This window comes from Sporomusa sp. (assembly GCF_057736855.1).
Window position 1 is genome coordinate 1 of the sequence record NZ_JBYKYF010000083.1, and the last position, 10,221, is coordinate 10,221.

The 10,221-nt window shown below is 41.5% G+C and carries 9 protein-coding genes; 7 read left to right on the forward strand and 2 right to left on the reverse strand.

Annotated elements, in window-relative coordinates; translation table 11 throughout:
• Positions 1-171: 171 nt before the first annotated feature.
• Positions 172-591 (reverse strand): YbjN domain-containing protein, encoded by a 420-nt coding sequence (locus AC29Z1_RS07440; RefSeq protein WP_488270826.1) that lies wholly within the window; start codon positions 589-591, stop codon positions 172-174.
• Between the two features lie 756 nt (positions 592-1,347).
• On the opposite strand from AC29Z1_RS07440, the gene AC29Z1_RS07445 reads away from it, so the two are divergent.
• Entirely contained in the window at positions 1,348-2,532 is a 1,185-nt protein-coding gene (locus AC29Z1_RS07445) for an MFS transporter (protein WP_488270827.1), read from the forward strand.
• Between the two features lie 468 nt (positions 2,533-3,000).
• Here the strand turns inward: AC29Z1_RS07445 and AC29Z1_RS07450 are convergent, their stop codons facing one another.
• On the reverse strand, positions 3,001-3,264 hold the full coding sequence (locus AC29Z1_RS07450) for a YgjV family protein (protein WP_488270835.1): 264 nt from the start codon (positions 3,262-3,264) through the stop codon (positions 3,001-3,003).
• A gap of 783 nt (positions 3,265-4,047) precedes the next feature.
• On the opposite strand from AC29Z1_RS07450, the gene AC29Z1_RS07455 reads away from it, so the two are divergent.
• The 6 genes from AC29Z1_RS07455 to AC29Z1_RS07480 all read left to right on the forward strand — a co-directional run.
• Positions 4,048-5,247 carry a Na+/H+ antiporter NhaC family protein gene (locus AC29Z1_RS07455; protein ID WP_488270828.1) on the forward strand — a complete coding sequence of 400 codons (1,200 nt, stop codon included), beginning with the start codon at positions 4,048-4,050 and terminating at the stop codon, positions 5,245-5,247.
• A 204-nt stretch (positions 5,248-5,451) separates the two neighbouring features.
• A complete protein-coding gene (locus tag AC29Z1_RS07460) occupies positions 5,452-5,622 on the forward strand; it encodes a hypothetical protein (RefSeq protein ID WP_488270829.1) in 171 nt (56 codons plus the stop codon).
• Between the two features lie 143 nt (positions 5,623-5,765).
• A complete protein-coding gene (locus tag AC29Z1_RS07465; protein ID WP_488270830.1) occupies positions 5,766-6,347 on the forward strand; it encodes a TetR/AcrR family transcriptional regulator in 582 nt (193 codons plus the stop codon).
• Positions 6,326-6,448, forward strand: coding sequence for a hypothetical protein (locus AC29Z1_RS07470; protein WP_488270831.1), 123 nt, complete (start codon positions 6,326-6,328; stop codon positions 6,446-6,448). The genes AC29Z1_RS07465 and AC29Z1_RS07470 overlap by 22 nt, the downstream gene beginning before the upstream one ends.
• A gap of 37 nt (positions 6,449-6,485) precedes the next feature.
• A complete protein-coding gene (locus AC29Z1_RS07475; protein ID WP_488270832.1) occupies positions 6,486-7,583 on the forward strand; it encodes an efflux RND transporter periplasmic adaptor subunit in 1,098 nt (365 codons plus the stop codon).
• A 15-nt stretch (positions 7,584-7,598) separates the two neighbouring features.
• On the forward strand, positions 7,599-10,221 hold a 2,623-nt coding region (locus AC29Z1_RS07480; RefSeq protein ID WP_488270833.1), incomplete at its 3' end, for an efflux RND transporter permease subunit.

The following is a 10,221-nucleotide window of genomic DNA, read 5'->3' on the forward strand; positions in this document are numbered from 1 at the left end:
ACAGATAATCATAATAAATAAAAAGGCTATCGACAATACTTTGTCGACAGCCTGAAAGAAGGCTTCTGCCTTCTTTACGATTTAATGGTTTGATTTTATGTATATTTTTGGCATGAAAAAAGGGTTATTCCCGTTATGTAAGAAGATGGGGTTATCTACTTCTATATAAAATTATGCCCATTGAATTTTCATAAACTTTGAATAGGATTCTTCTACCGTTCTAAAAATTGAAACCATCATGTCTAAGATTTCTTCTGGGTCTGCTTCATTGGGTTTTAAGAACATAGAATATGAAGCCGAAACGTCCCCGTCGATTTCGATAAACTTTGTAAAACGGTAATCAGCATTTAATTCATTAAGTAATCGATGCAGCGGTTCTCTTTTTAGCGGATCAGAAATTTTGGCAAGATCATATATCTTAAAATCAACCAATCTTTCATCAAGACTGAATGCGATTATAAGAAGTAATGTGCCACCATTTTTGACGCTTTGACGGAACCGAAAAAAAGTACTTCCATCATCTAATTTAAATTCCTCTGCATTTAAGTCTATTTTCCTCAAATAATTTCTAAAGATTGTAACATTTGACATTATTTTCCTCCTATTGTTTTGGTATGGTGCAACAACATAAGATGTAATTCCACAAATTATTACTTCGTTCCTTCTTTTTAAGTATACTATTTTATGTGAAGTTAAATTTGTTTATATTTATTAATCAATCAGTATAGTATAGTGAGCAGGTAATCCTACCCTCTCCGCCAGTAAATTTATTATTTTATTATTAATTATGGCTAATTGTATTTATTTTTTGGTGTGTAAAGCAAAATGAATTAGATGGTTACTCTTCCTAATGCGGTCAAGGGTAACAATACTTGGTAGAAACGTACAAGAAGATAATTATGGTAAGGGGCGTACGCCCCTATTGCCAGGGATAGGAAAGCCAATCATAGAATGCGACAGCTAAAAAACATATGCCAGCTATAACATATAACGCAATTGCTATTGCTTCCATAGCCTATCGCCTCCTTGGCTGTTACAAATTAGACTATCCCATTGTTAGTATGTTCGCTTAGGGATAATCTATGCAGATAAACCTGGAAAACTGATGGCGCAGGCAATATTCCGCTTCATAATTCGGGCTATGTTATAATGATAAGATATTGAAAATTGTCGGCAACCTCGCCTTGTTGCGTTTTCAGGTGATTTTACTTACGCTATCATTTGAGAAACCGATTTCCTGATAAGTTTATAAAAAGCGGGCAGGATTCTTTGGGTTTGTTGATAAATGTATTTATTATAGTTGACTTAACACCGTTACTCTTAGCGGGAAAATTTAGAGGAGATAATATGCAAATTGTACGACAACGCATAATCGTGGGGCTGTCGATTTGGCTATACTGGTTTTCAATTTATTCCTACATAGCTATACTGCCGGCCTATGCTAAACACCTCGGTGCGAGTTATCAAATGATTGGCGTGATTTTGGGATCTTATGGTTTGACTCAGGTACTACTGCGTCTGCCGCTGGGAATAATATCAGATCGATTGGGGCGCCGTAAGATTTTTTTGGTTGTCGGTACCATTCTCGCGTTTGTGAGTAGTCTGGGTATGTGGCTTTTCCGCGATGTATATTCGCTGCTTTTTTTTCGGCTTTTATCCGGCGTTGCTGCCACTGGCTGGGTACTGCAGCCAGTATTATTTACGATGTGCTATCCGCCTGAAGAGGGCAGCAGGGTTATGGGCATAGTGACGGCTGTCGTTAATTCCGGTGAGATGTCAGCCATGATTGTTGGCGGTCTGGTCGCCCAATACTATGGCCAGGAACAAGTTTTTTTGCTGGCAGCTCTGATTGCAGTGTTGGCTTTGGTCTCCAATGCAGCAATTAAAGAAAAGTACACGCAAGAAAAGCGTAAGCCAGTCAACACCCGCGAGATTATGGCGATGGCCTGCGATCGGTCGCTCGCTATGCCGGCACTGTTAGGTCTGCTGATCCAGGTGATCAGTTTCGGAACGGTGTTTGGCTTTGCGCCGCTGGTAGCTAAAAATCTTGGTGCAAGTTATGCAGAAATTGGGCTGCTGCCAACGATATATTTATTGCCTGGTATAGTGGCCTCGTTACTCAGCGCGACTTTTTTCTTACGGTTTTTTAGTGAGCGTCTATTGGTGACGGTGGGATTTTTGATTATGGCTGCTGGCTGTTTTTCTATTCCTTATGTTCCTGATATCATGACTTTGTTTATAACCCAGGCGATAGCCGGCTTCGCACGAGGTATGGTTTTCCCAATTCTTATGGGTCTGGGTATTCGGGATATAGCCAGTGACCGCCAAGCTACGGCGATGGGATTTTTCCAGACTATTTACGGTATGGGGATGTTTTTAGGACCGTTGTTTGTGGGAATGATCAGCGACTGGGCCGGTATGCTTTGGGGATTCATGTTTGTGGGGCTATCCGGTATATTGGGGACAGGAATAGCCTGGTTTTCAGTGACTGGTCGGCGCCGAATGGGTGGGAACAAAAGTTACTTAATGTAGTGGGAAAAGAGGATAGGGTACGTTACAAATACGAGTACAATAGCAGTCACTGTCAGGCCAGTGATGGATGCGCTTCAGATCCAAAGCTGCTTACTCATAAAGCCTTCGCAATGCGCGAAGGCTTTATGTATTGGGGTTATTTCTCCATGAACAGGGATGGTCTGGTTTACTTGCCGCCTGTCCTAGTGCGGAGTGGCTTTTTGTCACCAATGTATTTTAATTAACATAGGATATACAAACGTGTAGTGAAGAGGAGATTTGATGGATAATGTACGGGGAGATATATTTTTTGGAGGAATATGGATTATCTTGATTATAATTATTATTCTTTTCTTTGTATTTATTTGATGGATGTATGATTTGCCCCGGACTCCGGTCTGGGGCTTTTTGATTTTAAATAGTTATTTAGGATATCTATTCTCATTTCTAAAGCTAACTAAAATAATAACTGGTTACTATATATATAATTTACACCTCTTGTAGAGGATCTTTCTTTTTGATTAAATAATATGCATTTACACAAACAATAAAAAAATTAATTAAGGCCACTGGGAAAGCTTTAATCATAACAGCATAAATAACAAAGCAAATGGCACCTAATGTATTTACCAAGCGTAGTTTGTACATAGATTTCATTAAAAAAGAAATAGCGACTAAAATCGAAGCAAAATACCCCAGGCATTCTATGTAATTAATGGTTCCCAAATTACCACAACCTATCTTATATAGTATCCAACATTATTTAGTATAACTATCCAACCATCAGATTATCAAGTATATGACATATCATTTTGCTGGATGGTAGCCAAGAAAGTGCGAACAGGTAACAAACATGTAAGATTGAAGCTTATTTGTTAGGGCCAATGCGAGGGGCGTGTTGAAAACCTTCAACCCGCCCGCATTAAGGTTATGATATGGTGCTAAAGCTTAATTGCAATCGGTAATATCATTGTCGACAAAGGCAAATAGCAGAATAAGAATAATAAGTATTATTAGAATCCATGCACTACCAAACCCGTTACCAAAATTTCTAAAGTTCATAACCATCCTCCTTATTCCAATTTTTTTGACAAGCGGTATTTTAAAATTTGGGAATAAAAAGTGAATAGGTTGATAATCCAAGCTCCTATTCTTCCCTACATGTTTTGACGGTAGATTGTTGTCGATGCTGCATGCCAAAAATGATATAGCTATCGTATTGTATGCTTGAATTAACGAATGTGCGATAAGATTAAACCAGTTTTCTGAGAAAATGTTAAAACAATTGATTTATAAGTAAATTTGGTTACTTTACAGGTTATGCCACTTTAGCTTTAATTCTGGTATAATGATTATGTTATGTAAGATCATTCGACATTTGACGTAAGAGAGATGATGTTTTTGGACACGATATTGGTATTTATTCTTTTCTTTGTTTCTTTGCTTGTTAGCCTATATAACGATGTATCAATTATTTACCCGCTGCTGTTAGGGCTTGGTTGTTTTACTTTGGTATCTCTCCGCAGGGGGTTTGCTTTGACTAGTTTACTGCATATGATGATTAGCGGTTCAAAAAAATCCCTGATTGTTATTAAAATTTTTGTACTCATTGGTGCTATCACTGCTGTCTGGCGAGCTTGTGGCACCATTTCTTTCATCGTATATTACGGCATATCGTATATGAGTGCAGATTATTTTATCGTATCGGCTTTTCTGTTGTCCTGTCTTGTTTCTTTCCTGCTTGGCACTTCTTTTGGGACTGTAGGAACGATAGGGGTAGTGCTTATGGTTTTGGCGCAGACCGGCAATGTGAATACCAATATGGCCGCAGGGGCAATTATTGCCGGCGCTTATTTTGGCGACAGATGCTCGGCTATGTCTTCCAGTGCCAATCTGGTAGCAGCCTTAACTCAGACTAAGTTGTATACCAATATCACCAACATGACGAAAACGGCATGGCTGCCGTTTGCACTGTCGGTTATAGGGTACTTGTATGTATCACATACTAATCCGCTGGCTGTTTATGATAACCAAATTAGTGATGAAATTGTGGCGGCTTTTCATATTGATTGGGTTGTAGTGCTTCCGGCCGTCATGATTCTCCTTCTTGCCTTATTTAAGGTTGATGTGAAGTTATCGATGAGTATTAGCATTGTAGCGGGAATCCTTATTGCTATGTTTGTTCAAGATATTTCATTTCTGCAAATACTGCGTTATATTATTACAGGATACACTCCGGATAAAAGCGGTTTTTTTGCTGACATAATCCAGGGTGGCGGTTTATTATCCATGGTGAAAGTATCTGCGATTGTACTCATATCATCTGCCTATGCGGGAATCTTCCAGGGAACGGGTTTATTGAAGGATGTGGAAGGCTTTTTTGAAAGACTTTGCCAGAAAATCAATGCCTATCCTACGATGATTCTGGCAAGTTTAGCTACAGCCGCATTTAGCTGTAACCAAACGCTGGCAGTTATGCTTACTCATCAAGTTACTCACAAACTTTATGAAAAAAAACGGCTTAGCAACTACCGGTTGGCGCTTGATCTTGAGAATACCGTAATTGTAATTTCGCCGCTTATCCCATGGAATATCGCCGGAGCCGTTCCGGCAGCAGCCTTATCGGCAGATGCAGGGTTTATCCTATATGCATTTTATCTTTTTTTAGTACCTGTAATCAATTTATTTACCCAAACCATGAACATTTCCACAGATGGCTCCGATAATCCACTTTAATCGCAGCAGGGTGATCATGTAGTAACCCTGTCAGGCAAATGAACTTTTAGATGCAAAATACATGGGATGTAAAAACCGTTAGCGTTGTGGTTTGGCGCTAGCGGTTTTTTATTTGCACGGCATAACTAGTAAAAAAACAGCTACCCCCTGCAGGAAAATAATCCCAAAGAGCGAATATAAACGGAAAAATATGGGGGTGGTGTTTTGAGAGTAAACAGGGTTACTCGAGTATTTCCCAGTTTAAAACCCCAACTGCAAAACCAATATGACGAAAAAACTTATTCAGCTAAGAAAAAAACAGAAACAGCATTTAAGAATTTGTTAGAGAAAGAACTTCAGCCGAAAGAGGGAAGAAAAATCAATATATTATTTTAACGTCCGGCTGGGCGTATTTTTTTTACAATAGGACTAGTCGACAACAAGAAATTAATGTTGACAATAACTTAGTATATAAGCGATAATAGTAGTAACATACCGACTGGTAGGTATGTTACTACTTCCAGAAGGCAGATGATGGAATGACAAAAGAAAATATTATTATAGCCGCTTTGCGCTTATTTTTAACTCGCGGCTATAAATCGGTTTCGCTTATGGATGTCGCAAATGAGGTTAACATTACCAAAGGAGGCATCTACCACTATTTTTCTAGCAAAGATGAATTGCTGCAAGTAGCGTTTCACCATCTGTTAGACCGCCTTGATGCTAAATATAGCGAATTATTGGGAACTAATAATGGTATCCGAGATATACTCTATGCCCTGATTGTAGAAAAAACGCCAGAACAATATGCGAAACATTTGCTGGGAATAGATGGCCAATACCATGTGGATTGTGCTCATTTTGCCATCGAAATACTTGGCAAGTTTCCTGACATTCAGCAGCGGATAGAAGCAGGTCGTGTCTCGGTTTGCGAGAGGTTTGCCCAAAAACTTAATATGGCTATGGAAAAAGGTGAAATCAAGAGCGGCTTTGACAGCTATGCGCTAGCAGCTAATATTCTTGCCATGACTAATGGTCTGCTATCGTTAGGGACTCATTTTCAGTCACAAGCCATGCGGCAACGCATGCTGGATAACGTTTGGATGTTATTGAAAAATTAGAGCAAGTTATGGCATCACCGGAAACGATCAAATTGGCGATTATCACCAGTTATGGAGCGCTAAATTTTTTGGTCAAAACATACCGACTGGTAGGTATGTAATTTGAAAACAGTAAATTTGGGATGGGGGTCTGTTTTAATGAAAATATGGAAACCAAAGCACTGGATAATTCCACTCATGTTCGTGGTAGGGGTGGCTTTGTTATTTCGCAGTGGCGTATTTGCTGGCAGCAAAGACCAAGCTAACCTGGCTGACAATGGCATAAGTGTCAGAGTGGCCGAAACCAGCTATAGTGAAACTGTACCTAGCCTATCCGCAAATGGTACCTTGGAAGGCCAAACATCGGCCACTGTGAGTGCCAAAATTTCCGGTCGGGTGGAACAGGTGCTGGTACAGGAAGGACAAGCCGTTAAAACCGGTGACGCGTTGGTCAAATTGGAAACCGTAGAGTTAAACAATACGGCTCGGCAAGCCGCTGATGCAGTAAGAAAGGCGCGAGTTAACTATGAGTTAGCGCTAAATGATTATAATCGCTATAAGCAACTGGCTGATATCGGCGCTATTTCTGAACAGCAACTGGATAATGCCAAAGCTAAGTTAAAGTCAGCCGAGGCCGATGTATCGAGTGCGGTGGCGACTCAAAGTAATGCACAGCAGCAATTTAGTTATGGGGTAATTAGTTCACCGGTTGATGGTGTGGTGGCTAATAAAACCGTGACTGTTGGCCAGGTAGTTTCGCCAGGAGCTGCTTTGATGGTAGTGCAGGATATTAATCAAATGTATGCGGTGATTAATGTAGAACAAAAAGATTTGGGGCGTATCCAAATTGGGCAACAGGCTAATATTACGGTAGATGCATATCCTGGTAAAGTTTTTTCCGGTGTGGTAGAGGTCATGAATCCGGAAGCGGGTTCAGCAAGTAGAATGTTTCGCACCAAGATTAAAATTGATAATGCCAGTGGAGAATTAAAGCCAGGCATGTTTGTCAATGTGCAGTTGGTTACTGGTGAGAGTGTTCAGCAGCTTACAGTTCCGCAAACGGCTGTGATCCAAAAACAAGGCGCATACTATGTATTCACGGTAAAAGATGGCAAAGCCGTCCGTAAGCAAGTGGAGATTGGTGAAGTAACAGGTAGCGCCATTGTAATAACATCCGGGTTAGAGCCAGGTGAACAAGTAATTATCACCAGCGTGAGCAGACTCAAAGATGGTGACACTGTGCACGTGGTGCCATAGAGTAGGGGAGAAGCTATGAAACTTACAGAGATTAGCATTAAGCGCCCAGTATTTGCGACAGTCGTTATTTTGGCACTGGTCGTGTTGGGCGCGGTGAGTTACCTGTCTTTGGATCTTGACCAATATCCGAATGTTGAAATACCAGTTGTTGCGGTAAATGTTCTATATCCCGGAGCATCGCCGGAACAAGTAGAAACCAAGGTTACTCAAGAGGTAGAAGAAGCCGTCGGTAAGGTGGCTGGGGTCGATCATATTATGTCTACGGTAAGTGAAGGGGTGTCGACAACCGTCATTCAGTTTACCATGGAAACCAATGCTGATGCGGCTGCACAGAGTGTACGGGATCAAATCGGCAGCCTTCAGGCCAATTTGCCGGATGAGGCCAAAACGCCTACGGTTTTACGATTTGACCCAGACGATACCCCCATTATGTCCATTGCTCTAACCGGCAATTTGAGTCAGCGGGAACTGACGGTACTGGCCGAAGACCTTATTACCGACCGCCTGCAGGCCGTTAATGGGGTTGCTTCGGTTGATATCAAAGGCGGTCTGGACCGTGAAATTCAGATTCAGTTGGATAATAACAAAATGTCGGCCTACGGACTTACGATTCCCGAAGTGCTGACAAGTCTAAAGAACGAAAATATTGATTCTCCCGGTGGTAAAGTGTCCAATGGTCAACAGGAAACAGACTTAAGAGCGGTGGGAAAAATTACTTCGCCAGTTGAGTTTCTTAATATTCCTGTGGGAACCCGTGGCGGAGTGCAGCTATATTTGAGAAACATTGCTGCTATAATTGATACTACTGAAGAAGTTTCGACAATAACCAAGGTGAATGATACTCCGGCTTTGGGTATTGATATCATGAAACAGTCAGGCAGCAATACGGTAAAAGCGGTTGAAGAGGTAAAACAGCAGTTAGAAAAAATTAAGCAGGAATTACCTGCAGGGGTTGACCTGGTTGTTGTTCGCGATAATTCTAAAACCATCAAAGAATCGGTAGAAGATGTGGAGTTTAACCTAGTTGTCGGTGGTCTATTAGCTGTCGCCATTGTCTTTCTGTTCTTGGGAAACTGGCGAAGCACGATTATTGCTGGTATCACCATACCTGTTTCAGTTATTGCTTCGTTTCTGGTTATGAAGGCGCTTGATTTTTCCCTGAACACTATGTCGTTATTAGCTTTATCACTGGCTGTTGGCTTGTTGATTGACGACGCCATTGTGGTTATCGAAAATATTGTGCGTCACCTGGAAATGGGAAAAGATAAAATAGCGGCTGCTCTGGAGGGCACCTCTGAAATTGGGCTGGCAGTAATGGCCACTACCTTTACTTTGGTAGCTGTATTCTTGCCGGTAGGTATGATGAGCGGTATTGTCGGGCAGTTTTTTAAGGAATTCGGTATTACGGTGGCAGCTAGTGTGTTAGTATCCTTGTTTGTGGCTTTTACCTTAACACCGATGTTGTCATCGAAATATCTAGAGCATACCGAAATCAAAGGTACTAGCAAATGGGGACAACTTTGGTGGAAGTGGAATGGCAAGTTTGATGAGTTAACGGCCAAATATGGTGAGTTTTTGCGGCAAGCACTAAGGCAGCGCCGTAAAGTTATGCTGGTAGCCATTGGTTTATTTATCGGCAGTTTGATGCTTATACCGTTACTTGGTTCTACCTTTGTTCCTGATGCCGATAATGCGGAGTTTACGGTTACTGCTACGGTTGACCCTGGTATGAGTATTGACGCTGTAGCAGATATGGCTGATACCCTGTCGCAAATGATTCGGGAGATACCAGAAGTCACCATGACGTATAGTGTGACCAATGCCAATGAGATTAGTATTTTTACTAAACTTGTGCCTAAGGGGGAACGTAGTCTTAGCGATAATGAGATTATTGCCGACCTACGCCAAAGTCTTAAGGCTATTCCTGGAGTAGAAATTAGCGTGTCTAAGCAATCTGGTCTATCAAGCGGTAAACCAGTGTCGCTGGTTATTCAGGGGCAGTCGCTGGATACTTTAGCGGAGATTGCTGAGCAGGTAGAGCAAGTGGTGGCTAGCATTCCAGGAGCGGTCGAAGTATCGTCAAGTTATGAAGCCGGTAATCCTGATGCTCAGCTCATCGTGAATCGTGATCGGGCAACCGATTTAGGGATTTCGTCAGCAAGCATTGCCGATGCATTGCAAACCATGTTCAACGGCAAGGTTGTGACTCAGTACAAGGAAGGCGACGACTCCTACGATGTCAGGGTCATTTTAGATCCCGAAGAACGGCGGAGTTTAACTGATGTAAACAAGGTATATCTTTCCGGAACCGCTCGCGGTGAAGACGGGCAGGCCATTATGGTGCCGCTGTCGCAAGTAAGCAGTACTGTCTATGCTACTAGCCCGGCCAAGATTAAACGTTATGACAAGCAGCAGCAAATTACCATTTCGGCCAATTTAAGTGGTATTACTTTGGGCGAATTTAATAAAGCGTTTAATAAAAAAGTAGCCGAGATCGATATGCCTGACGGCTATCAATTTGTAGCTACCGGCCAGACAAAATCGATGAATGAAGCTTTTGGCAGCATGATGCTAGCACTGAGCATGGCGGTATTGTTTATCTTCTTTGTTTTGGCAGCCCAGTTTGAAAGCTACCTTG

Excerpts from the sequence above, each read along its gene's own strand:
- AC29Z1_RS07475 (WP_488270832.1), top strand. The coding sequence starts at position 6,486 with ATGAAAATATGGAAACCAAAGCACTGGATAATTCCACTCATGTTCGTG.
- AC29Z1_RS07465 (WP_488270830.1), top strand. The coding sequence starts at position 5,766 with ATGACAAAAGAAAATATTATTATAGCCGCTTTGCGCTTATTTTTAACT.
- AC29Z1_RS07440 (WP_488270826.1), bottom strand. The coding sequence starts at position 591 with ATGTCAAATGTTACAATCTTTAGAAATTATTTGAGGAAAATAGACTTA.
- AC29Z1_RS07445 (WP_488270827.1), top strand. The coding sequence starts at position 1,348 with ATGCAAATTGTACGACAACGCATAATCGTGGGGCTGTCGATTTGGCTA.